Origin of the sequence: Arthrobacter sp. HY1533, assembly GCF_027568515.1 — a bacterium.
Classification (GTDB): domain Bacteria; phylum Actinomycetota; class Actinomycetes; order Actinomycetales; family Micrococcaceae; genus Specibacter.
Genome location: NZ_JANKZF010000002.1, coordinates 23,715 through 48,468, shown reverse-complemented (window position 1 = coordinate 48,468; position 24,754 = coordinate 23,715). Strand labels below are relative to the sequence as shown.

General features: G+C 66.8%; 27 protein-coding genes. 19 read left to right on the top strand and 8 right to left on the bottom strand.

What is annotated here, in order from left to right; translation table 11 throughout:
- Positions 1 to 56: 56 nt before the first annotated feature.
- From PCK14_RS03290 to nucS, 3 genes are all read right to left on the bottom strand, one after another.
- Positions 57 to 260: a cold-shock protein gene (locus tag PCK14_RS03290; RefSeq protein ID WP_269937038.1), complete on the bottom strand. Its 204-nt coding sequence runs from the start codon at positions 258 to 260 to the stop codon at positions 57 to 59.
- Between the two features lie 148 nt (positions 261 to 408).
- On the bottom strand, positions 409 to 1,653 hold the full coding sequence (locus tag PCK14_RS03285) for an N-acetylglucosamine-6-phosphate deacetylase (RefSeq protein WP_269937037.1): 1,245 nt from the start codon (positions 1,651 to 1,653) through the stop codon (positions 409 to 411).
- 22 nt (positions 1,654 to 1,675) lie between these two features.
- Positions 1,676 to 2,371: an endonuclease NucS gene (nucS, locus tag PCK14_RS03280; RefSeq protein WP_269937036.1), complete on the bottom strand. Its 696-nt coding sequence runs from the start codon at positions 2,369 to 2,371 to the stop codon at positions 1,676 to 1,678.
- A gap of 56 nt (positions 2,372 to 2,427) precedes the next feature.
- Between nucS and PCK14_RS03275 the strand changes: the two genes are divergently transcribed.
- Both PCK14_RS03275 and PCK14_RS03270 read left to right on the top strand, forming a co-directional pair.
- Positions 2,428 to 2,751 carry an ATP/GTP-binding protein gene (locus PCK14_RS03275; RefSeq protein WP_269937035.1) on the top strand — a complete coding sequence of 108 codons (324 nt, stop codon included), beginning with the start codon at positions 2,428 to 2,430 and terminating at the stop codon, positions 2,749 to 2,751.
- Positions 2,752 to 2,807: 56 nt separating this feature from the next.
- A complete protein-coding gene (locus PCK14_RS03270) occupies positions 2,808 to 3,596 on the top strand; it encodes an alpha/beta hydrolase (RefSeq protein WP_269937034.1) in 789 nt (262 codons plus the stop codon).
- A gap of 22 nt (positions 3,597 to 3,618) precedes the next feature.
- Here the strand turns inward: PCK14_RS03270 and PCK14_RS03265 are convergent, their stop codons facing one another.
- Positions 3,619 to 4,911 (bottom strand): AI-2E family transporter, encoded by a 1,293-nt coding sequence (locus tag PCK14_RS03265; protein WP_442864656.1) that lies wholly within the window; start codon positions 4,909 to 4,911, stop codon positions 3,619 to 3,621.
- A gap of 281 nt (positions 4,912 to 5,192) precedes the next feature.
- On the opposite strand from PCK14_RS03265, the gene PCK14_RS03260 reads away from it, so the two are divergent.
- The 7 genes from PCK14_RS03260 (at position 5,193) to PCK14_RS03230 (ending at position 14,108) form a co-directional block, all read left to right on the top strand.
- Positions 5,193 to 7,286, top strand: coding sequence for a hypothetical protein (locus PCK14_RS03260; protein ID WP_269937033.1), 2,094 nt, complete (start codon positions 5,193 to 5,195; stop codon positions 7,284 to 7,286).
- A gap of 107 nt (positions 7,287 to 7,393) precedes the next feature.
- Positions 7,394 to 8,338, top strand: a complete 945-nt coding sequence (locus tag PCK14_RS03255) for a tetratricopeptide repeat protein (protein WP_269937032.1) — start codon at positions 7,394 to 7,396, stop codon at positions 8,336 to 8,338.
- Between the two features lie 128 nt (positions 8,339 to 8,466).
- A complete protein-coding gene (locus PCK14_RS03250) occupies positions 8,467 to 9,258 on the top strand; it encodes an ABC transporter ATP-binding protein (protein ID WP_269937031.1) in 792 nt (263 codons plus the stop codon).
- Positions 9,240 to 10,826, top strand: coding sequence for a transporter (locus tag PCK14_RS03245; protein WP_269937030.1), 1,587 nt, complete (start codon positions 9,240 to 9,242; stop codon positions 10,824 to 10,826). The genes PCK14_RS03250 and PCK14_RS03245 overlap by 19 nt, the downstream gene beginning before the upstream one ends.
- Positions 10,827 to 10,989: 163 nt before the next feature.
- Positions 10,990 to 11,772: a glucosamine-6-phosphate deaminase gene (nagB, locus tag PCK14_RS03240; RefSeq protein WP_269937029.1), complete on the top strand. Its 783-nt coding sequence runs from the start codon at positions 10,990 to 10,992 to the stop codon at positions 11,770 to 11,772.
- A gap of 133 nt (positions 11,773 to 11,905) precedes the next feature.
- Entirely contained in the window at positions 11,906 to 12,232 is a 327-nt protein-coding gene (locus PCK14_RS03235) for a DUF3039 domain-containing protein (RefSeq protein WP_269937028.1), read from the top strand.
- Positions 12,233 to 12,338: 106 nt separating this feature from the next.
- Positions 12,339 to 14,108 carry a DEAD/DEAH box helicase gene (locus PCK14_RS03230; RefSeq protein WP_269937027.1) on the top strand — a complete coding sequence of 590 codons (1,770 nt, stop codon included), beginning with the start codon at positions 12,339 to 12,341 and terminating at the stop codon, positions 14,106 to 14,108.
- Positions 14,109 to 14,219: 111 nt separating this feature from the next.
- Here the strand turns inward: PCK14_RS03230 and PCK14_RS03225 are convergent, their stop codons facing one another.
- The 3 genes from PCK14_RS03225 to PCK14_RS03215 form a co-directional block, all read right to left on the bottom strand.
- Positions 14,220 to 14,519 (bottom strand): GIY-YIG nuclease family protein, encoded by a 300-nt coding sequence (locus tag PCK14_RS03225; protein WP_269937026.1) that lies wholly within the window; start codon positions 14,517 to 14,519, stop codon positions 14,220 to 14,222.
- A gap of 215 nt (positions 14,520 to 14,734) precedes the next feature.
- Entirely contained in the window at positions 14,735 to 15,352 is a 618-nt protein-coding gene (locus PCK14_RS03220; protein WP_269937025.1) for an isochorismatase family protein, read from the bottom strand.
- Positions 15,353 to 15,365: 13 nt separating this feature from the next.
- On the bottom strand, positions 15,366 to 16,670 hold the full coding sequence (locus tag PCK14_RS03215) for a nicotinate phosphoribosyltransferase (RefSeq protein WP_442864655.1): 1,305 nt from the start codon (positions 16,668 to 16,670) through the stop codon (positions 15,366 to 15,368).
- A 76-nt stretch (positions 16,671 to 16,746) separates the two neighbouring features.
- On the opposite strand from PCK14_RS03215, the gene clpS reads away from it, so the two are divergent.
- The 7 genes from clpS (at position 16,747) to rdgB (ending at position 21,639) form a co-directional block, all read left to right on the top strand.
- Positions 16,747 to 17,052, top strand: a complete 306-nt coding sequence (gene clpS / locus PCK14_RS03210; RefSeq protein ID WP_269937023.1) for an ATP-dependent Clp protease adapter ClpS — start codon at positions 16,747 to 16,749, stop codon at positions 17,050 to 17,052.
- Positions 17,045 to 17,611 (top strand): DUF2017 domain-containing protein, encoded by a 567-nt coding sequence (locus tag PCK14_RS03205; RefSeq protein ID WP_269937022.1) that lies wholly within the window; start codon positions 17,045 to 17,047, stop codon positions 17,609 to 17,611. Before clpS ends, PCK14_RS03205 begins: the two co-directional genes overlap by 8 nt.
- Positions 17,612 to 17,674: 63 nt before the next feature.
- Positions 17,675 to 18,715, top strand: a complete 1,041-nt coding sequence (gene murI / locus PCK14_RS03200; RefSeq protein WP_269937021.1) for a glutamate racemase — start codon at positions 17,675 to 17,677, stop codon at positions 18,713 to 18,715.
- Complete coding sequence (locus PCK14_RS03195; RefSeq protein WP_269937020.1) at positions 18,712 to 19,509, top strand: MBL fold metallo-hydrolase; 798 nt, start codon at positions 18,712 to 18,714, stop codon at positions 19,507 to 19,509. The genes murI and PCK14_RS03195 overlap by 4 nt, the downstream gene beginning before the upstream one ends.
- Positions 19,510 to 19,631: 122 nt before the next feature.
- The gene (locus PCK14_RS03190; RefSeq protein WP_269937019.1) at positions 19,632 to 20,156 is read left to right on the top strand and encodes a hypothetical protein; all 525 of its coding nucleotides are present in this window, start codon (positions 19,632 to 19,634) and stop codon (positions 20,154 to 20,156) included.
- Between the two features lie 125 nt (positions 20,157 to 20,281).
- Positions 20,282 to 21,019, top strand: a complete 738-nt coding sequence (rph, locus tag PCK14_RS03185) for a ribonuclease PH (RefSeq protein WP_269937018.1) — start codon at positions 20,282 to 20,284, stop codon at positions 21,017 to 21,019.
- Positions 21,019 to 21,639 (top strand): RdgB/HAM1 family non-canonical purine NTP pyrophosphatase, encoded by a 621-nt coding sequence (gene rdgB, locus PCK14_RS03180; protein ID WP_269937017.1) that lies wholly within the window; start codon positions 21,019 to 21,021, stop codon positions 21,637 to 21,639. Before rph ends, rdgB begins: the two co-directional genes overlap by 1 nt.
- A 130-nt stretch (positions 21,640 to 21,769) precedes the next feature.
- Here the strand turns inward: rdgB and PCK14_RS03175 are convergent, their stop codons facing one another.
- Complete coding sequence (locus PCK14_RS03175; protein WP_269937016.1) at positions 21,770 to 22,486, bottom strand: DedA family protein; 717 nt, start codon at positions 22,484 to 22,486, stop codon at positions 21,770 to 21,772.
- Positions 22,487 to 22,664: 178 nt separating this feature from the next.
- Here PCK14_RS03175 and PCK14_RS03170 point away from each other — a divergent pair, with 178 nt between their 5' ends.
- Genes PCK14_RS03170 through PCK14_RS03160 form a run of 3 tightly spaced genes read left to right on the top strand, consistent with a single transcriptional unit; the run spans position 22,665 to position 24,726 of the window.
- A complete protein-coding gene (locus PCK14_RS03170) occupies positions 22,665 to 23,093 on the top strand; it encodes a GntR family transcriptional regulator (RefSeq protein WP_269937015.1) in 429 nt (142 codons plus the stop codon).
- Positions 23,090 to 24,037 (top strand): ABC transporter ATP-binding protein, encoded by a 948-nt coding sequence (locus PCK14_RS03165; protein ID WP_269937014.1) that lies wholly within the window; start codon positions 23,090 to 23,092, stop codon positions 24,035 to 24,037. The genes PCK14_RS03170 and PCK14_RS03165 overlap by 4 nt, the downstream gene beginning before the upstream one ends.
- Entirely contained in the window at positions 24,034 to 24,726 is a 693-nt protein-coding gene (locus PCK14_RS03160) for a hypothetical protein (RefSeq protein ID WP_269937013.1), read from the top strand. The genes PCK14_RS03165 and PCK14_RS03160 overlap by 4 nt, the downstream gene beginning before the upstream one ends.
- Positions 24,727 to 24,754 lie beyond the last annotated feature (28 nt).

Here is a 24,754-nt window from a genome sequence, read left to right as displayed (position 1 = left end):
GATCGGCCCCCGGCAGCAGTGCCGGGGGCCGATCCGAGAAAAAGTTGGGTGGCCGCCTAGAGCGCGCTCACGCCCGTGGCCTGCGGACCCTTGGAACCCTGTCCGATTTCAAACTCAACCCGGGCGTTCTCATCCAAGGTCTTGAAGCCGGGGCCCTGGATTTCCGAGTAGTGGACAAAAACATCGCCCTCGGAGTTGTCCGGGGTGATGAAGCCGAAGCCCTTTTCAGCGTTGAACCACTTGACGGTTCCCTGTGCCATGTACATTTCTCCTTGTGATGAAAGTCCGTGCTGTACTGCCATGTGTATTGCCCCACCATTGGCAGGACGCCGCCACACGGGCAATGAAAGCATGGCATGAGTCACATGCAAGGTCAACGGGCAGGGGCAAAGAGTCGCAATTGTTAACTTAGGACAGCCACTTGCCGGCGCGCATGACGCGCTGCAGGTCCAGCCCGGCATCGACGATGAGCACATCGGCGCGCAGTCCGCGGCGCAGGTGGCCCACCTCGTCGGTGATGCCCAGCACGCCCGCCGGAACGGCAGTGGCCGAGGCCAGTGCGTCCTTGAACGGCACGCCGGCCGCTGTGGCGCGCCGGACGACGTCGAGCAGGGTGGCGGTGCCGCCGGCGATTGAGCCCGTGGCATCCAGCGTTGCCACGCCGTTGGACACGGTCACGGGCGAGGGCCCCAGCATGTACTGGCCGTCGGCCAGGCCCGCGGCCGCCATGGAGTCGGTGACCAGCAGGATGTTGGCGGAGCCCACCAGCTCAAACACGGTCTTGACGGTTTCCGGGTCCAGGTGGGTGTCATCGGCCACGAGCTCGACGGCGGCATTCCCGGCCTTGGCGATGCGCAGGCAGGCCGCCACGGGGCCGGGGGAGCGGTGGTGCATGGGCGGCATGCCGTTGAAGAGGTGGGTGACGGTGGGGCGGCCGGAGACGCCGTCGAACCCGGTGGAGTCAAGGCCCTCGCGGGCTTGTTCCAGCGACTCTGCGGCGGTGGCGGTGTCGCAATCCGTGTGTCCCAGGGAGGGGGTGATGCCGTGGCTCGTGAGCAGGTCAACGAGGGCATCGGCGCCCGGCAGCTCGGGGGCGTACGTCATGGTGGCGATGGTGCCCTGGCCCGCCTCGATCAGCGCCGACATGAGCTCCAGGTCGGGGTCGAGCAGGAAGGCCGGGTTCTGCGCGCCGCAGCGGGCGTGGGACAGGAAGGGGCCCTCAAGGTGGATGCCGGCCACCAGGCCCTCTTCGGTCATGCCCGCGTACACACGGATGCCCTTGATGAGGTCCTCGGGTGAGGCGGTGACCATGCTGGCCAGCAGCGTGGTGGTGCCGGCGCGGTGCAGGAAGTCCACGGCCTTGCGCGCGGAGGCTTCATCGCCGCTGGGGAAGTCCCCGCCGTTGCCGCCGTGGTTGTGCACGTCCACAAGGCCCGGCAGCAGCATGTGGCCGGACGGCAGGGAAATGATGTTGGCCGCGTCCAGCTCGGCCGCGCCGAATCCGGGCTCGTCGAAGTGGTCTGCACGCCCCGCATACACAATCCGGTCGCCGTCAATGGCGAGCAGTCCGCCCTCAACAATGCCGTGGTCGGTGGCGACGGCACCTTGGATCAGGAATTTTTCGGACACGGGCGCGGAGGTGGGTTCAGTCATGCCCCAAGTCTATCCAGCCGCGCTAGAACAGGCGGGACGCGCTGTCGTCCACGCCGCGCATGGCGTCATAGTCAAGGGTCTTGCACTCGATGCCGCGGTCGGTGGCGAGCGTCTTGGCCTGCGGCTTGATCTGCTGGGCTGCAAAGATGCCGCGCACGGGGGCCAGCAGCGGGTCGCGGTTGAGCAGTTCCAGGTAGCGGGTGAGCTGTTCGACGCCGTCAATGTCGCCCCGGCGCTTGAGCTCGATGGCCACGGTGGCGCCGTTGGAATCACGGGCCAGGATGTCCACGGGGCCGATCGCGGTGAAGTACTCGCGCCGGATGAGTGTGAAGCCGGCTCCGAGAAGGTCGATCTGTTCCGCCAGGAGCCGCTGCAGGTCGGCCTCAACGCCGTCCTTGATCAGGCCGGGATCCACGCCCAGGTCATGGCTGGACTCCTGCAGCTCCTCGTAGATGTTGATGATGAGCTGCTCGTCGGCCTTGGTGGAGCGCACGATCCACTGGGAGATGACGCCTTCCTCCAGTTCGGCCTCGTCGGGGCCCACGGTGCGCAGGGTGGCCGGCGGGCTCATCCAGTTCAGCGGCTTGTAGGAACCGCCGTCGGAATGGACCAGGACGGAGCCGTCGGCCTTGACCAGCAGGAGCCGGACGGCGAGGGGAAGATGGGCTTTGAGGCGTCCGACGTAGTCGACGGAGCACTTGGCAATCACTAAACGCACGCCCTCCACTCTAGCCGCTTCGCGCCGCCGGTCCCGGGTGCGGCACAATGGAAGGCATGCCCCGCTCGAACCACCCACGCCGCCGCCCCGCCAAGGCCAGGGGTGCAGCTGGGGACGGCGAGCCCGATCTCAACCGGGTGCGCATGGGCGTCCCCACCACCGAGTCCGCCCCCGACGGGGTCTGGGCTGTGCGGAGCATCACGGCCGGCAACGCCCAAAAAACCTACACGTGCCCCGGCTGCCACCGGCCCGTGCTGCCAGGAGTGGCGCACCTTGTGGTGTGGCAGGAAGACGCCCTTTTCGGCGCAGACGCAGGCCTTCGCGACCGCCGCCACTGGCACAGCAACTGCTGGCGGGGCCGCAGCTACCGCTACCGGTAGTTGCCGGGCCACCGCGCGGCGCAGAGCCTCCGCGCGGGCCCGGTAGTCTGGAAGGCATGGTTTTTGATCCCGCCGCCCTGGACTTTGTTGATTCAGGCGCCCCCGTTGCCGTCCGTGCCGCCACCATCCTGCCCGCCCGGCGGGAAAACATTGAGATCACCACGGCCGACGGCCTGACCCTGGTGGGAGAGCTGGCCCTGCCCGCCCACGGCCCGGTCCGGGCCACGCTGGTGACCCTGCACCCGCTGCCCACCCACGGCGGATTCATGGATTCGCACGTCTACAAGAAGGCTTCCTACCGGCTGCCGGCGCTGGCCGGCATTGCCGTGCTGCGCTTCAACACCCGCGGCACAAGTTCGCCGCGCGGAACCAGCGGCGGCACCTTTGAAGAGGGGATTGGCGAGCGCCTGGACGTTGAGGCCGCCGTGCAGTTTGCCGTGGACCGCGGCCTGCCCAACCGCTGGCTCGTGGGCTGGTCGTTCGGCACCGAGCTGGTGCTCAAGTACGGCGCCGCGGCCCCGGTCTCGGAACAGGTTGAGGGGGCAGTGCTGCTGTCACCGCCGCTGCACCGGGCCGTTGACGCCGACCTTGCAGCATGGGCCGCCTACGGCAAGCCGATGACAGTGCTGGTGCCCGAACACGACGACTACCTGCAGCCCGCAGCCGCCGCCGGGCGGTTCGCCCTGGTGCCGCAGGCCAGGATGGTCCCCGTTGCCGGGGCCAAGCACCTGTGGGTGGGGGAGAAGTATGCGGCCCGGGCCCTGGATGAAATTGCCTCGAGCGTGCTGGGCACCCCGGTGCAGCTGCCCGGGGAGTGGGCCGGCCCGGTGGCCGCACTTCCCTAGGCGACGGCGCGGCGGCAGCCGGTCAGTGCTTGTCCTGCCGGGCGATGAAGACTTCCTTGACCAGGAGCATGACGGCGGCCGCCGTGGGGATGGCGATCAGCGCGCCCAGCACGCCCAGCAGGCTGCCACCGGCAATCACTGAAATCACGGCCACGGCGCCCGGCACGGCAACGGCTTTCTGCATGATGCGCGGCGAGACAAAGTAGGCCTCAAACTGCAGGTAGGCCATGTAGCAGATCGCGTAGATGACAGCCGTCTGCCAGCCTGCCGTGAGGCTGACCGCAATGACCACAATGGCGGCGATCATGCCGCCGACCAGGGGAATGAAGGCCAGCAGGGCCACCACGAAGGCCAGCAGCACGCTGAAGGGGATGCCCAGGATGGACATGACAATGAACGCGAATGTCGCGTTCAGGAACGCCACGCAGACCTGCCCGATCACGTAGTTGCCCACCCCGCGGGTGATCTCCTCGCTCAGTTCCTCAACGCGGGCACGGCGTGAACGGGGCGCCAGGCGGTAGCTCCACTTCTTCATGGCAGGCAGCGACGCCAGGAAGTACAGGCTCAGCACCAGCACGATCAGCGTGCCGAACAGGCCGTTGGCAATCGTGGTGCCCACGCCCACCACGCCGCCGAAGATGCCGCCCACAGCCTGGGCGTCCTGGAAGAACTTGGCCACCTGGTCGTTGATGGTGTCCAGCACGTGGTACTGCACATCAAGCTGCTTGAAGAAATCGGAGTTCAGGAAGTCCCGGATCCAGATGGGCGCCTTGTTAACAATCTGGGTGGTCTGCTCGATGATGGTGGGGATCAGCGTGGCGAAGAAGATGGCCACCAGGCCGAGCAGGGCCGCAAGGACCAGCACAATGCCCAGCGGGCGCGGCACACGGCGCTTTTCCAGCCAGCGGACCACGGGGTCCAGGCCCAGCGCAATGAACAGTGCCGTGACAATCCACAGCAGCAGGGATTCGGTGTTGGCCAGCATGTAGCTCAGGAACAGCGCAATGCCCACGCCCACGGTGCCCATGAAGCCAAAGTAGATGGGGTGGCGGAACAGCCCGCCGGTGGAGACGTTCTCGGCTGTGCCGGCGGCGGCCTCGGCACTGGGCCCATCCGGATCGCTGGGCAGGTCAAAGCGAACGCGCGGCTGTGCACCCGGAAGCGGCTGGTGCAGCAAGTTCAACGCCCAGGCCCGCACACCCCGGGGTGCCGAGGCGGGGCTGGGCCGTTCGGACCCTGCCTCTTCGCCGCCCGGCGTGTGCCCGGCAGCCTGGGCAGATGCGGCGTCATCCGCTGATTCGCCGGGGGAGGCCACATCATCGACCCCTGCCTGCTCGGCTGGCTCCCCGGATGCGGGGCTGGCGGGGAAGGTTTCAGGGGACGGGCTCACGGTGCATGCCTTCGGTTCAGGTGCGGCGCACAGGGTGTGTCGCCACTCTCAATGGTGACTCGACAGTATCAGCGCCGGGCGCGCGGCCCCGCCATCCAGGAAACGGAAAACGTGAGAAAAGTCAATGGAACATGCCCTAAAGATAACGGTTCGGTTACCCTTGAAGTAACGACCGCAGCAGTAATCCGCCGATGTTAGGTAAGTACTTGCGTTTAAAAATTGCTATCGTCCTGGCCGTTCTGGGCCTGATCGTGTTGGGCCTGGGCATTGGCCAGCGCACCATCTGGCTGCCGCCAGCCATGCTCACAACCTCCGTTCCCGCCGATGTGGCCCCCGCGCCGCTGACAGTGGTGAGCCCCGAGCTGCTCAAGACCCGTGACGGCAAATTCACCTTGACCATCAAGAGCGACGGCCCCATCCAGCTTGCCGTGGCGCGTGAGCGCGACATCGCCGGCTGGGTCGGCGACGCCTCATACACGAAGTTTGGTGCCCCCGACGCGGACTTCACGACCCTCACCACAGAGAGCGTGAAGGGCACCGAAAGTGTGCCGAACCCCGCGGGCTCGGACATGTGGGTCAGCGAAGAGAAAGCCACAGGGGAAATGACGTACACGTGGCAGGCACCCGGTCACGGTGACTGGGCCCTGCTGCTGTCCTCCGACGGCAAGGCCCCGGCCCCCACGAACATTTCCATGACAGTGGACAACGAGGCCGGCACCCCCTGGGCCGTGCCGCTCATGGTGATTGGATCGGCGCTGCTGGCCCTGGCCGCACTGCTGTTCCTGTTGGCACCGCGACCCCCCAAGGGCGCCGAGGCTGCCGTTGGCCGCCGTGCCGCCGGCCGCGTGCCCGCCGACCCCGCGACGGGCGCCCTCGAGGTTGAAAAGATTGTTGCCGCCCGCAGGGGCGCCGCTGCGGCGCCTGCTCCGGCCACGATCGCCGAAGCCGGCAGGGCCGCCAAGGACGACGCCGGCAAGCCCGGTTCCGGGGCGGCCGCCGGCCCGGCCACGGCCGCCATCCCCACCGACGCCGCCTCGGCGCTGCCCAGCTCCCTGCGGGGCACCGGGCCGGCAGCGGCCTCCGCCGCGACGGCTGAGGCCGACGTGACTGAAACCGCCGACGCCGGCAAGGACGACGCCGGCAAGTCCAAGGACGCCGGCAAGGACGACTCCAAGGGCAAGGACGACGGACCGGACGCCGGATCCGGCGGCGGAGCCGCCAAGGAGTCCAGCACCAAGGACGCCAAGCCCTCCGGCAACAACCCCAAGGAAGGCGGCAAGAACACCATGGGCCGGCTCCGCTGGGGTGCAGCGTTTGCCGCCGTCCTGATGGCCGGCAGCGTGGGCCCCGCCATGGCAGCCGATGACACCGCCTCGCCGAGCGCGCCCGCACCTTCCGCCAGTGCAACGGCCGAAGCCAACGCCGCACCCGGGTTCCCCAACTTGCTGGACAGCCAGGTGGAGCGGATTGCCGCCGCCGTTGCCACTGCGGTGGCTTCAGGCGACAACGCCAAGAACGCCAAGGTGCTGGAACCTCGCGTTGCGGGGATGGCCCTGGCGATGCGCACTGCCAACTACAAGATCCGTGCCACGGTTTCCGCCCAGGCCGCGCCCGAGCCGGTCAGCGGCACGCCGCTGCTGGCCCGCGTGGTCTCCACCACCGAGGGCTGGCCCCGCACAGCCATGTTTGTCACCCAGGGTGAGAAGAACACCCTGCCGCAGTTGCTGACGCTGGTGCAGGCAAGTGCACGGGAAAACTACAAGCTCAGCAACGCCACCCCGCTGCTGCCCGGACAGACATTCCCCGGCGTGGACAAGGAGGGCACCGCCGCGGTGCCGCTGGATTCCGCCACGGGGCTGCTCATGAGCCCCAAGGCCGCCATCGCCGCGCTGAGTGACAGGCTGACCAAGGAGGACAGCAAGTTCAAGGCATCCTTCAACGACAGCGTGTACATCACGAGCGTCTTCGACCTGCAAAAGAAGGTCTCCGAAGGCGCCAAGGATGCCAGCTACGTGTTCAGCCACACAGGCAACCTTGACACTGCGGTGTCGCTGCGCACGGCCGACGGCGGCGCCATGGTGGTAGTCGATAACACCTTCGGCATCGATGCAACCAGCAAGGCAGATGCCACCTTGACGGTGGGCGAGGATGCGGCTGTGTTCACCGGCGGACGGGAAACCACCAAGGGCTTCAAGCTCAACTACGCCGAGCCCGTGGTCATGTACATCCCGCCGACGGCCGACGGAAAGATCACGATCCTCTCGGCCACCCGGGCCCTTGTGGGCGGTTCGTTCAAGTAGTCACGTGGCAGGCAGGGGCGCCCCTCGGGGCGTCCCTGCCTGCCACAGCCAGTTTCACCCGCGGCGAGATGCCATTTCCTGCGGGCCTGCCCAGTTAGAGTGAATCCATGAGTCAAAACACCCCCATGCCGCCCAACCCAGCGCCCGGGATCAACCTGCGCGGCGCCGTCGACCTTTCAGCCCTGAAGAACCGCGCCACGGCCCCGGCCGGGGCGCCCTCCGGCGGTTCGCCGTACGCCGTGGACGTGAACGAGCAAAGTTTCCAGGAATTTGTCCAGCTCTCCCAGAAGGTGCCCGTTGTGGTTGCGCTGGGCTCGGCCCGCTCCAACCTCTCGATGCAGCTGACCGCCGTGCTTGAACGCCTCATGAACGAGCAGGGCGGCAAGATTGCCCTGGGCCGCGTGGACGTGGATTCCAGCCCGCAAATTGCCCAGGCATTCGGCGCCACGGCCGTGCCCACCACGATCGCCCTGATCAACGGCCAGCCCGTGCCCATGTTCGAGGGCGAAATCCCCGAGGAGCAGATCCGGGAGTTCCTCACGGAACTGCTCAAGGTGGCCGCCAGCAACGGCGTCACCGGCAACCTCGGCGGTGCCCAGGACCCGGCCGCCGAGGCGCAGGAGCCGCCGCTGCCGCCCCTGCACCAGGCCGCCCGCGACGCGATCGACGCCGGTGACCTCGACGCGGCCGCAGCCAGCTACGAGAAGGCGCTGGCGGAAAAGCCCAACGACACCGACGCCAAGATTGGCCTGGCCCAGGTCCACCTCATGGGTCGCACAGCCCAAATCAACGTGGTGCAGGCCGAGGAGCTCCGTGCCCGGGCCGCAGGGGATCCGGATGACCTGGAGGCCGTGCTGGCCGTGGCCGACCTGGACGTTACCGGCGGGCATGTGGAGGACGCCCTGGCCCGGCTCGTGGGCTACATTGGCACCCACTTCGGCCCCGAACGGGACACCGTCCGGGTGCGCCTGCTGGAGCTGTACGACGTGGTCGGGGTCTCGGATCCGCGCGTCTCGGCATCCCGCCAGGCCCTGGCCCGAGCGCTGTTCTAGTCAGCGCTGGCACCAGCAGCAACCGCCAGGGGCGGCCGCCACAATTGTGGCGGCCGCCCTTTTGCCTGCCGGCAAACTCATCCTTTGGGATGGGTCACACGGGCCATGCGGATTGTTAGGGTGGCTGCATGACCAACACAGCGATCCAGCCTCCCGGCGCCGGGCTCCCGCCGGCCCTGTCCATCCGCGGCTTGTCCAAGCGCTTCGGCGCCAAGGTGGCAGTGGACGGGATCGACCTGGACGTCCCGGCGGGTTCCTTCTACGGGCTTGTGGGACCCAACGGCGCCGGCAAGACCACCTCCCTTTCCATGGCCACGGGGCTGCTGCGCCCCGACGCCGGGGCGGTCACTGTCCACGGCGTGGACGTCTGGGCGCAGCCGCTTGCGGCCAAACGCCTCATGGGCCTGCTGCCCGACGGTGTCCGCCTCTTTGACCGGCTCACGGGCGAACAGCTGGTCAGCTACGCCGGCCTGCTGCGCGGCATGGACAAGGACACCGTGGCGGCCCGCGTCAAGGACCTGCTTCAGGCGCTGGATTTGGCCAAGGACGCCGGCACCCTGGTGGTGGACTACTCGGCCGGCATGACGAAGAAGATTGCCCTGGCCTCGGCGCTCATCCACGCACCCAGGCTGCTGGTCCTGGATGAGCCATTCGAGTCGGTGGACCCCGTGTCCGCGGCCAACATCCGCGACATCCTGCACGACTATGTGGCCTCCGGCGGCACTGTCATTGTCTCCAGCCACGTCATGGACCTGGTCCAGCGCATGTGCGACCACGTGGCCGTCATTGCCGCCGGGCGTGTCCTGGCCGCCGGCACCGTGGAGGAGGTCCGCGGCGGGCAGAGCCTGGAAGACAAGTTCGTGGAACTTGTGGGCGGCCGGAACCAGACTGCGGGGTTGCAATGGTTGCGCACCTCCTGAGGCTCAAACTGACCCTGCTGCGCAACTCCATCAAGCGCAGCCCCTGGCAACTCGTGGGCCTGATCCTGGCCGGCGTGTACGGCCTGGGCATGCTGGCCACGGCCCTGGTGGCGCTGGCCGTCGCCGGAAGCGTGGGGGAGCCGCAAGCCATCGGCACCGCCATTGTGCTGGCTGGCTCGGCGCTGCTGGTGGGCTGGCTCGTGGTTCCCGTGCTGGCCTCGGGCCTTGACATGACGCTGGACCCCGCCCGGTTCACCACCTACTCCATTCCCATGAAGAGCCTGCTGGCGGGCCTTGCCCTGTCCAGCTTCATCGGCGTTCCCGGGGCCGTGACGCTCATTGCCTCGATGGGCACGGCGGCAGCCTGGTGGCGCCATCCGGGTGCGGCCGCCGCGGCACTGCTGTGCGGCGCGCTCGGTGCGTTGACGTGCATGATTGCCTCACGTGCCATCACGGCGGCCAGCACCAGCCTGGCCTCCTCGCGCCGCTTCAAGGACGTCAGCGGCATGGTGGTGCTGGTCCCGCTGGTGCTCATGGGCCCCATCATCGCCGGCGTCTCCTCAGGCATCAGTGACTTCTCCGAGTACCTGCCGCAGCTGGCAGGCACATTGTCCTGGACCCCCCTGGGAGCGGTTTGGGCCGTGCCCGCCGACATTGCCGCAGGCGCCTTTGGCCCGGCGGCGCTTAAGTTCCTGATCGCCCTGGCCACCCTGGCCGCATTGACCTGGATCTGGAAGGTGTGCCTGGCCAAGGCCCTCGTGACGCCCGCCTATGCCGGCAGTGCCAAGCGCAGCCCCGGCAAGCTGGGCTTCTTCGCCACCTTCCCGCCGACCCCCGCCGGCGCCGTTGCCGCGCGCTGCCTCACCTACTGGATCCGCGACCCCCGCTACAGCGCCGGGCTCATTATTGCCCCGCTGATTCCACTCGTCATGGTGTTTGGCGCGTCGCAGGCCAGCGGGCTGGATGCGCTGGGCCCCATCATTGGTTTTGGCGGCGCCTTTGCCGCCTTCATGGTGGCCTGGAGCATCTCCGCGGACATCTCCTACGACAACACGGCCTTTGCCCTTCACCTGGCCACCGGCGTGGACGGACGTGCCGACAGGGCCGGGCGCGCCGCGGCGGCCGGCATCCTGGCCCTGCCACTGGGCCTTCTTTTCGCCCTGGCGGGCGCCATCATCTCCGGCGACTGGGCCAGCCTGCCCGGCACGGTGGGGCTGGTGCTCGGCGCCACGGGGGCCGGGCTGGGCATGGCCAGCGTGCTCTCCTCCCGGTTCACCATGAACGTCCCCCTGCCGGGCGACAGCCCCATGAAGTCAAAGCCGGGCAACAACTTCAGCTCAGTGCTGGTCCAGCTGGGCGGGTTTGCCGGGGCAGCCGTGCTGGCCGCCCCCGTGGCCATTGTCCTGGCGCTTGGGGCCATGGCCGACAACCCGGTGTTTTCCTGGCTCGCCCTGGCCGTTGGGCTGGTCCTGGGTGCCGTCTACGTTGTGGCGGGAATCCGCCTGGGCGGGGCCGAATACAACAGGCGTGCACCTGAATTGTTGCAGGCCGTTTCTGTTGACCGCTGACACTCGATAAGCTTGAAGCTACACAGCAGACGCATGGCAACAGCGCCCCGTCCTGCCGCCGAGCAAGGTGGCTGGCGACGGGGCGTTGCTGCACTTGCGTTCCCGTCTGCCCCGAAGCATGTGGCCCACCTGCAAATGGTGGCCGTGAAAGGAAGAGTGTTTCATGGAGGTCATCATCCTCCCGAGCAGCAAGGAAATTGGCGCCCTGGCCGCCGACTCCATTGAGTCCCTGGTTCGCACCAAGCCCAACGCCGTGATCGGCCTGGCCACGGGTTCCTCCCCGCTGCCCATCTACGATGAGCTGGCCCGCCGCCACGACGAGGACGGCCTGAACTTTAGCGAAGTCAGCGGCTTTGCCCTTGATGAGTACGTTGGCCTGCCCGTTGGCCACTACGAGTCCTACCGCGAGGTCATCCGCCGCGAGTTCACCAACCGCGTGGACGTTGCCCCGGCCAATGTGCACGGACCCGACGGCTCCAGCAATGACATCGCCGGCGCCTGCCAGGCCTACGAGGCCGCCATTGCCGCCGCCGGCGGCATCGACCTGCAGATCCTGGGCGTGGGCACCAACGGCCACATCGGCTTCAACGAGCCCGGCTCCTCGCTGGCCTCGCGCACCCGCATCAAGACCTTGGCCGAGCAGACGCGCCAGGACAACGCGCGCTTCTTCGACCACCTTGACCAGGTGCCCCACCACGTGGTGACCCAGGGCCTGGGCACCATCATGGATGCCCGCCATGTGGTCCTGGTGGCTTTCGGTGCCGGCAAGGCCGACGCCGTCCGCGACTTTGTGGAAGGCCCCGTCTCGGCCTCTTGCCCGGCCTCGGTCCTGCAGTTCCACCCCCGCGCCACCATCATTGTTGACGAGGCAGCTGCCTCCAAGCTGGCCGGTGCGGCAACATACCGCCACGCCTACGACAACAAGCCGGAGTGGCAGGGCCTGTAACGCAACACACCCCGGCGGGCGGCGAGTTGCCCACATGACTCGCCGCCCGCCGTCGTGCTTTTAAGGCGCAGATCACGAACTGCCGCGGCGCCCTTCGGCGAGTCGCGGACGCCGAGCGGCTAGAATGGATTCCATGAGTTTGCCTCCAGACCCCTTTGAAAACGACCCTGCGTACGGCGGCGGCCAGACCGGCGGCTCCACTGCGGTGATTGAGCGCCAAGAGCTGCGCCAGGAAGTTGAACCGGGCGACAGCGAGCGTTTCTCGCACTATGTGCGCAAGGAAAAGATCATGGAATCGGCCATGACCGGAGAGCCCGTCGTGGCCCTGTGCGGCAAGGTGTGGACGCCCGGGCGCGACCCCCAGAAGTTCCCCGTCTGCCCCGAGTGCAAAGAGGTCTACGACGGACTGCGCCCCGAGGGCGGCGGCAAGGGCAAGGGCCCGAAGAAGCCCAAGAACTAGCCTGGGCCCGCAACACGTGAAGTAAAACGGCCATTGGCCCGTGATTGGCCGTGCCCGGAATTGGCTGCGGAAGCGTTGAAGAAGTGACAAGGATGGCGGATATTTCGTGACGGAGACTTTGTTTGGTGGCCCGTCGCTGCCTCCGGCCTACCCCGAGCGGGCGGCCTGGGGAACCGCACAGAAGTTGCGTGCCTGGCAGGCAGAGGCCATGGAAAAGTACTTCACGGAAAATCCGCGGGACTTTCTGGCCGTGGCAACCCCCGGGGCAGGAAAGACCACGTTCGCCCTGCACATCGCCACGCAGCTGATCAGCCGCGGCGCCATCAACCGGGTCACAATCGTCACCCCCACCGACCACCTCAAGCGCCAGTGGGCGGATGCCGCGGCGCGCGTGGGCATCGCGATTGACCCCAACTTCAAGAATGCCGACGGCCGGCACGGCAAGGGCTTCATCGGCGTGGCCGTGACGTACGCGCAGGTGGCGAGCAAGCCCATGCTCCACCGCGCCAAGACCGAGGCCGCCCGCACCCTTGTCATCATGGATGAGATCCACCACGGCGGCGACGCCCTGAGCTGGGGCGACGGCATCCGCGAGGCCTTTGACCCCGCAGCACGCCGCCTGGCCCTGACCGGAACCCCGTTCCGCTCCGACACGGCGGCCATCCCGTTCGTTGAATACGCCGAGGACCGCGACGGGATCCGCCGTTCCAAGGCCGACTACACGTACGGCTACGGCGAGGCGCTCAAGGACCACGTGGTCCGCCCCGTCATGTTCATGGCGTATTCAGGCCAGATGCGCTGGCGCACCAGCGCTGGTGAGGAGATGGCGGCAAACCTCGGTGAGGCCACCACGAAGGACATCACCTCGCAGGCCTGGCGCACTGCCCTGAACCCGGAGGGGGAGTGGATCCCGGCCGTGCTGGCCGCCGCCGACAAACGCCTGACCGAGGTGCGCCGTGCCGTGCCCGATGCCGGCGGGCTCGTCATTGCCACCGACCACGAGGACGCCCGGGCCTACGCGGCCCAGCTGAAGCAGATCACCGGCGATTCGCCCACCGTGATTCTCTCCGACGATGCCAAGGCCTCGGACAAGATCGACGCGTTCTCGGCCGGCGACAAGCGCTGGATGGTGGCTGTGCGCATGGTGTCCGAAGGCGTTGACGTGCCGCGCCTGGCCGTGGGTGTCTACGCCACCTCCACCGCAACGCCCCTGTTCTTTGCCCAGGCCGTGGGGCGCTTTGTGCGTGCCCGGAAGAGGGGGGAGACGGCGTCGATCTTCCTGCCGTCGGTGCCGAACCTGATGGAACTGGCCAACCAGCTTGAGCTGGAACGCGACCACGCCCTGGACCGCCCGGACAAGGATCCGGACGGCTTCATGGAGGAAGACGCCGAGATGGAGGAGGCCAACCGCGAGGAGAAGGCCTCCGACACGCTGGAGAAGTTCAAGTTTGAGGCGCTGGAATCCCAGGCATCCTTTGACCGGGTCTTGTTCGACGGCGGCGAGTTCGGCACCGGCGGGGCCATCGGCAGTGACGATGAAATGGACTTTCTGGGCATCCCCGGACTGCTCGACGCCGACCAGATGGGTGTGCTGCTGCGCCAGCGCCAGGCCGACCAGCAGACCCGCAAGCGCAAGAAGGCCCCCGCAGCGGAGCCGGAGGCGGCCCCCCTGGTGGACCACCGCCTGCTCATGGACCTGCGCGCCGAACTGGCCAAGAACGTTTCCGCCTGGAGCGCCCGCTCCGGCATGCCGCACGGGCTGGTGCACAGCGAATTGCGCCGTATCTGCGGCGGCCCCGCCGTGGCCCAGGCCGACGAGCCGCAGCTGCAGGTGCGCCTGAAGAAGCTGCAGGACTGGTTCATCGGCCGCAAATAGGATTCCCCGGTGGTCGAGCTTGGTTCCCCGGTGGTCGAGCCTGTCGAGACCTGGCTAGTGGTTCCCCGGTGGTCGAGCCTGTCCCCGGTGGTCGAGCCTGTCGAGACCTGGCTAGTGGCTCCCCGGTGGTCGAGCTTGTCGAGACCTGGACAGGCCCGGCAGATCCGAAAGCCGCCCCTCAATGAGGGCTTCCCTCTTGGCCCGGCTCCAGCCTTGAATCTGCTTCTCCAGCGCAAATGCGGTGTCGACCCGGTCATATTGCTGGGCCCACACCAGCGTGACGGGGAGACGGTGGCGTGTATAGGCCGCACCTTCACCGGCATTGTGCTGCACGAGCCTGCGTTCCAGGTCGATGGTGCTTCCCACGTAGTACGAACCGTCGCTGCAACGCAGTATGTAAACATGTGCCATGCGGCCAGTCTGCTGCCCGTTGGCTGCGGTCGGAACACCGTGGAGACACTATGTGAAAAGTGGTGACGCTGGCCGGGCCTGTGGAGGAATCACCGGGTCTCGCTCCCCAGCGGCTCCCACCGCTCGCAAGCTCGCAGCGGGGCCCTCGCCGCAGTGGGCCCAGGCCCGACCACCGGTTTGTGGTCTCGACAGGCTCGACCACCGGGTGTTCGCCGCTACTTGACCTCGACGCCGGCTTCCTCGAGCTCCTCGAGGGCTTCCTCGGCGGCGTCGTCATCGATCCCGGCAACGTAGTCGCGCAGCACAGTGGTGTTGTAGCCGGCGTTGACGGCATCCAGAGCGGTGGCCCGGACGCAGTGCTCGGTGGCGATGCCCACAATCACGACGTCCTCGACGTCGTTCTCGCGCAGCCAGTCATCCAGCGACGCCGGGGTCTCGCCGTCCTCTGCTGCGGCCTCGTGGGCCTCGCGTTCGCCCACGGCAACCTCATCCTCGGGGGCCAGCAGTCCGTCGAAGCCTGAGTAGGCGGCGTCAAACTTGCCCTTGCGGAAGTAGGCGTCGATGTCCTCCGTGTCCAGGTTGCGGTGCAGGGCGGCACCCTTGGAACCAGCCACGCAGTGCACTGGCCAGCTCTTGACGAAGTCGGGGGTGTCGGAGAAGTGGGTGCCCGGGTCGATGTGCCAGTCCTGGGTGGCCACCACAAAGTCCAGGTCATGGGCGTTTTCAAGCAGTTCACTGATCTCGCTGGCAAGGTCGGCCCCGCCGGCAACGGCCAGGGAACCGCCTTCGCAGAAATCGTTCTGCACGTCAACAATGATGAGGGCCTTGGCCATGGGGGTGCTCCTTTTAGCTTGCTGCTGGTACTGCTTGTTCGTATTCGGTGGGGATGACAGGTTCCCCGCGCTGCAGGCGCCTGGCGGCACCTGGCATCTCGGCCATGGAGGCGGCGTGGCGGGCGGTGGCCCGCACGACACCCTCGGCGCCGGTCCAGCCCGGCGTGAGCACGCCGTCGTGCATGAAATGCGCCAGCAGCGGCCGGTCGTTGTCGTCGCTTTCGGGGTGGTGGCCAATGCCCACAACCTCGCTCGTGGCGATGCCCGAGCCGTTGAGGCGGCGCAGCGCGTACTTGCGTCCGCCCACGCTGGCCTTGTTCTTGGCTGCCTTGGCCACGGAAACAAACTCGCCGTCGTCGCCTTCACGGGACACCAATTTATACACCATCGACGCCGTGGGCGCACCCGAGCCGGTGACCAGGGAGGTGCCCACGCCGTAGGAGTCCACGGGGGCTGCGGCCAGTGCGGCGATGGCGAACTCGTCGAGGTCGCTTGTGACGGTGATGCGCGTGTTCGTGTTGCCGAGCGAGTCCAGCAGGGCCCGGACGTCGCGCGCCTGGGCCAGCAGGTCCCCGGAATCCAGCCGGACGCCGCCCAGCTCGGGGCCCGCAATGGCGACGGCCTTGCGGACGGCGGCCTCGACGTCGTACGTGTCAACCAGCAGGGTGGTGCCCGCGCCCATGGAGCCGAGCTGGGCGCGGAAGGCGTCCTCCTCGGAATCGTGCAGCAGCGTGAAGGAGTGGGCGGCGGTGCCCTGCGTCAGGACGCCGTAGCGCAGCCCGGACTCGAGGTTGGAGGTGCTGTGGAAGCCGGCGATGATGGCGGCGCGCGAGGCGGCCACGGCGGATTCCTCGTGGGTGCGGCGCGAGCCCATCTCAATGCAGGGGCGGGCGCCGGCGGCACCTGTCATGCGGGAGGCGGCGGAGGCAATCGCGGAATCGTGGTTCAGGATCGAGAGCACATAGGTTTCCAGGATGCACGCCTCGGCAAAGCTGGATTCAATGGTCAGGATGGGCGAATTCGGGAAATAAAGTTCGCCCTCTGCATAACCGTAGACGTCGCCGGAGAACTTGAAATCGGCCAGCCAGGACAGGGTTTCGTCATTGACCACATTGTTGTTGGCCAGAAACGTCAGTTCCTCGGGGCCGAAGCGGAAGTGCTCCAGGCCCTCCAACAGCCGGCCCGTTCCGCCCACCACGCCGTAGCGGCGGCCGTCGGGCAGGCGCCTGGCGAACGCCTCGAAGACGCTGCGCCGGTGGGCCGCACCCGAGTGCAACGCGGCCTGGAGCATTGTCAGCTCATAGTGGTCGGTGAACAGTGAGGTCCGGGGGTGGCCCCAGTTTGTTGGCGTAGTCACGGAATTTACTTTATCGGGGCAACACTAGAATGGATACATGAGTGTCAGCACAGCCCCGGAAACAGACCGGGAAGTTACAACCAGCGAACTCATCTCCCCAGACATCCCCTGGGAATTGATTGTGTGGAATGATCCGGTCAATTTGATGAGCTACGTCAGTTATGTCTTCCAAAGCTACTTTGGCTATTCGGAGGCGAAGGCGGCCAAGCTGATGATGCAGGTCCACACCGAAGGCCGCTCCGCCGTGGCACACGGGTCCAAGGAAAAAATGGAGGCCCACGCGGCCGCCATGCACGGCTACGGCCTGTGGGCAACGGTTCAGAAGGGCGGCCCCCGTGGCTAAGGCCTTCTCCGCCGGGCGCCGCGGCATCACCGGACACCTGGAATCCGCCGAACGAGACCTCCTGCGCAAGCTTTTCTCCGACATCATCTCCATGCTCGAACCCGACAGCCCGGCCCACGAGGACCCCCTCGCGGCCCTGATCGGCCTGGACATGGATGTCAGCGTCCCCAGCGACCCGGCCCTGCTGCGCCTGTTGCCGGATGCCGTGAAGGACGACGCCGCTGCCTCCCTTGAGTTCCGCCAGCTCACCGAGCGCTCATTGCGCGAAGGCAAGATCGGTGCGCTGCGGGCGGCCTCCCTTGGCCTGGAAAGCGACAAGCTGGTCCTGGATGCGGAAGCTGCCCGGCACTGGGCCATGGCGCTGAACGATGTCCGCCTGGTCCTGGCCGAGAGGCTGGACATCCGCAGCGAGGAAGACGCCGACAAGGTCCACGAGGTGCAGGACTGGGACCAGGCCGAGGACGTGGACAGCTACCTGAGCCTGGTGTACAACTTTGTCACCTGGCTGCAGGAAAGCCTGGTCCAGGCCATGCTGTCCAGCCTGGCGCGGAAAGACTAGCCAGCATGGGGACCCGCGCCTGCACGGTGTTGCGGGGCCCAAGCAACTATTGTTGAGGCGAACATGAGCACACATCCAGCAAGCACAGCAGCCACCCCGGACAGCAGCGCCGCCGCGCGGCAGGCTTCCGTCTCCGACCGGGCCATCGGGATCTTTGATTCCGGCGTGGGCGGGCTGACGGTTGCCCGTGCCGTGATTGACCAGTTGCCCAACGAGTCGATCCTGTATGTGGGCGACACCGCCAAAGGCCCCTACGGGCCGCTGCCCATCGCCGAGGTCAGGGCCAATGCGCTGGGCGTCATGGATGAGCTGGTGGACTCGGGCGTGAAGCTGCTGGTCATCGCCTGCAACTCGGCCTCCGCCGCCGTGCTGCGCGACGCCCGCGAACGCTACACGGCCCGCTACGGCATCCCCGTCATCGAGGTCATCCAGCCGGCCGTGCGCCGCGCCGTGGCGGCCACCCGCACCGGCAAGGTGGGCGTCATCGGAACAGTGGCCACTGTGGGATCGCGTGCCTATGAGGACACCTTTGCCGCCGCGCCCGACCTTTCTATCACCTCGGTGGCCTGCCCCGACTTTGTGCGCTTCGTGGAGTCCGGCATCACCGCCGGCCCCGAGCTGCTGACCACGGCCGAGGAATACCTGGCCCCGCTGAAGGCCGCAGCCGTGGACACCCTGGTGCTCGGCTGCACCCACTACCCGCTGCTCACCGGCGTGATTTCCTACGTCATGGGCGACTCTGTGACACTTGTCTCCAGCGCCGAGGAAACGGCCAAGGATGTCTACAAGGCCCTGGTGAGCCACGACCTGGAACGTGTTTCCACCGAACCTCCCACACACCAGTTCCTGTCCACGGGCGACGCCGCCGGATTCGGTGTCCTGGCCCGGCGCTTCCTGGGCCCTGAGGTCCGCGGCGTGGAGCAGGTCAGCCACGTGGCAGCGCACTATCCCACGGCGTCGCTGGCCATGATCACCGAGGACATGCTGGCCGCCGCACGCGAAAACAATCCGGGCGCCGCCCCCGGACGCGTCTCCAATTTTGTTTTGGCCAATTCGGTGGGCAGACTGTCTTATCCGGGACCAGCTTCGGGGGAGCAAACATGAAATTGACGATTGTCGGATGCAGCGGGTCCTTTCCCGGGCCGGCGTCGCCCGCGTCCTGCTATCTGCTGACGGCGCACGACGGCGTGCGGCCCTGGCGGGTGCTCATTGACCTGGGCAGCGGTGCCCTCGGCGCCGCACAAAAGTACATGGACCTTGAGGACGTCGACGCGATCTTCCTCAGCCACCTGCACCCCGACCACTGCATGGACCTGTGCGGGCTGCACGTGGCCGTGCGCTGGAGCCCTGACGGCTGGCACCGCGACCGGATTTCCGTGTGGGGGCCGGCGGAAACCGCCGACCGCCTCGCCACCGCCTACGGGCTGGACCTGGACCCCGGCATGCGCGAGGAATTCGACTTCATCAACTGGCAGGAACGACAGACCGTTGAGGTTGGCCCGTTCAAGGTCACCCCCTACGCCGTCAACCACCCCGTCCCGGAGGCCTACGCGCTGCGCGTCGAGGTGACCGAATACGACGGCACCGGGCTTGACCGCACGGCCGTGCTGGCCTATTCGGGCGACACCGACAGCTGCCAGGGACTGGAGGACGCGGCGGAAAATGCCGACTTCTTCCTGTGCGAGGCAGCCTTCGAGGAGGGCCGCGACGACCACATCAAGGATGTCCACCTCACGGGCAAGCGCGCCGGCGAGGCTGCCACGCGCGCCAACGTCAAGCGGCTGCTGCTCACGCACATCCCTGTCTGGACCGACACGAACAAGGTGGTCGCGGAGGCCCGCGGCGCCTACACCGGCGACGTCGCCGCCGCCGTTGCGGGTGTCCACTACACGATCTAGGCTGCGCAGCACGCAAAAGATCCTCCAAAAGGAGCATCCGCCTGGCCGCCCGACCCGGCTAGGATCGAGGCACCAAGGCGACGGCCCACGCCGTCGAACGCCAAGAGCAAAGGATGCCGACCATGACTGACATGCCCCGCTACAACCCCGGAACACCCGACTACCAGCCGGTCCAGGCCCCCGTGGCGCCGCCCGTCATGAACATCGTCTTCTGGCTCATGCTCGCGGCAGGCCTCATGAGCGTTGTCGCGGCCGTGTTCGGCGTCATGAACGCCAACTCGAGCACGGTCCGCGCGCAGGTTGAAGCGGAGCTCGCCAAGCGGGGCACCCCCGTCACCCCCGAAATGCTGGACACCGTCATGGCCTTTTCGCTGGCAACCGTGATCGGCACCGCCGTGGTCTCCGTCATTGCCTATGTGGTGCTGGCAATCTTCGTCAAGAAGGGCATGGGCTGGGCCCGGATCGTCGCCGCCGTCCTGGCCGTGCTGTCGCTGGGCCAGTTCATCGGCCTGGCCATGCCGGGCGGGATCGCCACCACCCTGCAGATCCTGCTGGGCCTGGCCGCCGTGGCCCTGTGCTTCACGGGAGCCGGCGCCGCATTCTTCCGCGCCCGCCGCGACTTCAAGCTGGCCACAAAGGGCCGCTAAGAGGCCCCGGCTGCGGAAATGACCCCGTTCCCGCTTACTGACACCGATATTCCGGGCTCAGTTGGTGGGACCGGGATCATTTTTGTTGGGGACCGCCCAGGTCCCTCGCCCAGTAGGCTTAGTCCATGACTTCTGAATCCCTGCGCTCGGACGGGCGCACCAACGACCAGCTCCGCGACATCACCATCACCCGCGGCTGGTCCAAGCAGGCCGAAGGCTCGGCCCTGATCGAATTCGGCAACACCCGCGTGCTGTGCACCGCATCCCTGACCCCCGGCGTGCCGCGCTGGCTCAAGGGCGAAGGCACCGGCTGGGTCACTGCCGAATACGCCATGCTGCCGCGCGCCACCAACACCCGCAACTCCCGCGAATCCGTCAAGGGCAAGATCGGCGGCCGCACGCACGAGATCTCCCGCCTGATTGGCCGTTCGCTGCGCTCCATCATTGACACCAAGGCCCTGGGCGAGAACACGATCGTCCTGGACTGCGACGTCCTCCAGGCCGACGGCGGCACCCGCACCGCCGCGATCACCGGCGCCTATGTGGCCCTGGCCGACGCCATTGCGTACGCCAAGGAAAACAAGCTGATCGCCAAGAACGCCCAGCCCCTCATTGACACGGTTTCCGCCATCTCGGTGGGCATCATCGACGGCGTCCCCATGCTGGACCTGCCCTACGTTGAGGACGTCCGCGCCGAGACAGACATGAATGTTGTTGTCACCGGCTCCGGCAAGTTCGTCGAGGTCCAGGGCACCGCCGAAGGCGCGCCGTTCGACCGTGACGAGCTCAACGAACTCCTGGACCTGGCCCTGATCGGCACCACCGAGCTGGCCCGCATCCAGCGCGAAACCCTGGCCGGCTGATGGCGGCGCCCAAACTGGTCCTCGCCACCCACAACCAGGGCAAGCTGCGGGAACTGCGTGAGCTGCTGCGCGGACAGGTTCCCGGCCTGGACGTGGACACCGACGTGGTCGACGCCGGCGCCATCCAGGCGCCCGACGTCGCCGAAACAGGGGTCACCTTTGCCGAGAACGCCCGCCTGAAGGCCCACGCCGTGGCGCAGTTCAGCGGCGCCCTGGCCATTGCCGACGACTCCGGCCTGGCCGTTGACGTCCTGGGCGGGGCCCCCGGCATCTTCTCGGCGCGCTGGGCCGGGAAACACGGGGACGATGCCGCCAACCTGAACCTGCTGCTCGCGCAGCTGGGCGACATCGGTGAAGAACACCGCGGAGCCCAGTTTGTCTGTGCCGCCGTGCTGGCCAGCCCCGACGGCAGCATTGACGCACTCGAGGAGGGCGCCCTGCGCGGCACCCTGCTGCGCGAACCGCGTGGCGAGGGCGGCTTTGGCTACGACCCCATCCTGCAGCCGCTGGGCCTGGAGAAGTCCTGCGCCGAGCTGACCTCCGCGGAAAAGAATGCCATCAGCCACCGCGGCCAGGCGTTCCGCGCCCTGCTCCCGCACATCATCAAGGCGTTGTCCTAGAAGTTCCGGTGGTCGAGCTTGTCGAGACCAGGTCTCGACAAGCTCGACCACCGGAAACAAAAGCTCGACCACCGGAAACAAAAAGGCGGGCCGCAGCAATTGCTGCGGCCCGCCTTTTGTGTGCCAGGAACTATGCGGTGGGGTCGGCCTGCTGGGCCTTCTTCTTGCGGTGGTGGCTCATGGCCTTGAGGAACTCAATGCCGATCGGGATGACAGAGACGGCTACGATGGCGATGAAGATGATGTCCAGGTTGTCACGCACCCAGGGAACCTTGTTGCCCAGGACGTAGCCCAGGTAGGTCACGCCGCCGGCCCACAGGATGGCACCGATGGCGTTGAAGAGCAGGAACTTGCGCATGTCCATCTTGGCCACGCCCACAATGACGGGGACAAAGGTGCGCACAATCGGGACAAAGCGGGCCAGGATCAGGGCCTTGCCGCCGTGCTTTTCAAAGAAGGCGTGTGCCGAGTCCACGTGCTGCTTCTTGAACAGCTTGGAGTCGGGCTTGTTGAAGATGGCCGGCCCGGCCTTGTAGCCAATGTAGTAGCCCAACTGGTTGCCCACGAAGGCGCAAACCATGAGCATGCCCATGAGGGCGTAAATGTTGATGGGCATCTTGCCGGTGCTGACCAGCAGGCCCGCGGTGAACAGCAGCGAGTCACCGGGCAGGAAGAAGCCCACCAGGAGTCCTGTCTCGGCAAAGATGATGGCGCAGGCAATGATCACGACCCAGAAACCCAGGGCGGGGTTGTCCAGAATCTTCATGGGGTCCAGCCAGTCGGGCAGGATTCCGAGGGCGGGAACGGCTCCATGCCCCACGAGTGCGGGCAGGGCAGAGTCACTCAAAGCTGTAAGTATCACCGTCCCAGATTACGGCACTTGCCTGAACGTACCCTCCACCCACAGGACGATATTTCCGGCGGCACCATTGACACCAGCCACATTACTTGTATGGTTAGTTACATGAGTAATGAACCAGTGTGGCTGGCCGGGGCGTTCCGCCCCAGGTTGACGGGGTGCGGCAATGATCGATGACAGCAAGCCGATCTTCCTGCAGATCGCGGAAATGATCGAGAACGACATTGTCGACGGCGTCCTGGCCGAGGAAGACCAGGTCCCCTCCACCAACGAATTCGCCGCGTTCCACCGGATCAACCCGGCCACGGCAGCCAAGGGCGTCAACCGGCTGGTGGATGACGGAATCCTGTACAAGAAAAGAGGCATTGGCATGTTTGTTGCCACGGGTGCCCGGGCCGTCCTGGTGGGCAGGCGCCGGGAGGACTTTTACGAACAGTTCGTCCAGCCGCTGGCCCGCGAGGCCCGCAAGCTGGGGATCGACGGCGGCCAGCTGGCAGCCATGCTGGCCCGCGAAACCGCGGCGGCCGGTGAAAACGCCCTGCAAAACCCGGACATGGCAGCCATGGCCGCAACGCTCAAGGAAGGTGCATCATGATCACACCCATCGTCCAGGTGGACAAGCTCACCCGGCACTACCGTGACGTCAGGGCGCTCGACGGCGTCAGCCTCACCCTGGAGCCGGATAAGATCTACGGGCTGCTGGGCCGCAACGGCGCCGGCAAGACAACGCTCATGTCAATCCTGACCGCACAGGGCTTTGCCAGTTCGGGCGATGTCCGGGTCTTTGGCGAACACCCCTGGGAAAACGAGAAGGTGCTGAGCCGGATCTGCTTCATCAGGGAGTCGCAAAAGTACCCCGACGACTTCAAGCCCATTCACGCATTCAAGGCCGCGGCGCTGTTCTTCAGGAACTGGGACCAGGACATGGCCATGCAACTGGCCGAGGACTTCCAGCTGCCCATGAAGCGGCGGATCAAGAAACTCTCCCGTGGCCAGCTCTCGGCAGTGGGCGTCATCATCGGCCTGGCCTCCCGCGCCGAGCTGACATTCTTTGATGAGCCGTACCTGGGCCTGGATGCCGTGGCCCGCCAGCTGTTCTACGACCGCCTGCTGGCCGACTACGCCGAATTCCCCCGAACCATCGTGCTCTCCTCGCACCTCATTGACGAGGTGGCCAACATGCTGGAGCACGTCATCATCATCGACAAGGGAAAGATCCTCCTGGATGAGGACGCGGAAGCCATCCGCGGCACCGCCTTCACCCTGGCCGGCACCCGCGCCCGGGTCGAGGGCTTCGCCGCGGGCCGCACGGTGCTGCACCGCGAGGGGATCGGCTCACTCGTTTCGCTGACCCTCGAGGGTGCACTGAGCCCGGGCGAACGCCGGGAGGCACAGGAGCTTGGCCTGGAAGTGGTGCCGGTTTCGCTTCAGCAATTCGTCATCAGAAAAACGCTCGACGCCGGCGCCGACCTCTCGGGGGATGCGGACGGCGCCGGTGCGGCAGCCGAGACATCAACCCGGATGGGAGCAACGCGATGAACCGCGCACTAGGAGTTGCCAGGATGCAGCTCATCAACAAATGGACGTTTCTTGGCCTTCCGGCCGTGATCCTCGTGTCCAGCTTCGGCCTGACGCTGGCCATCTGGTCCATGATTCCGGACACCGGCACAGGGCCCATGTATTCCGGTGCCGGACAGGCCGTCATGTGGTACTTCTTCGCCCTGGGGCTGCAGGCCATGTCACTGACCTTCCCGTTCTCGCAGGGGCTAAGTGTCAGCAGGCGCAACTTCTTCCTGGGCACAGTGGGCTTGTTCGCCGTGGTGGCGGCCGGGGTGGCAGTCCTTTACGTGGTCCTGGGCTACCTGGAAACAGCCACTGACGGCTGGGGACTGGGCGGGCAGATGTTCGCCCTGGCGTGGATCGCCGAGCGGCCCTGGCTTGTTCAGGTGTTCTTCTACTTTGTCCTGATGATGTTCCTGTTCCTGCTGGGCTTCTGGTTCGCCACTGTCTACAAGCGCTGGGCGGCCACGGGTGCCGTGGTCATGAGCCTGTCGCTGTCGGTGCTTCTGATTGGTGCCGGAGCACTCATCACACTGAAGGACTGGTGGCCCGCAGTGGGGGCATGGATGGTCAGCCTGACACCGCTGTCACTGGGTGCCGTGGTCCTGGTCCTTGTCCTGCTGCTGGGATCGGGCGCGTACCTCACCCTGCGCCGCGCCACACCCTAGTGGACCCCGCGGCAAGGCACGACGCCGG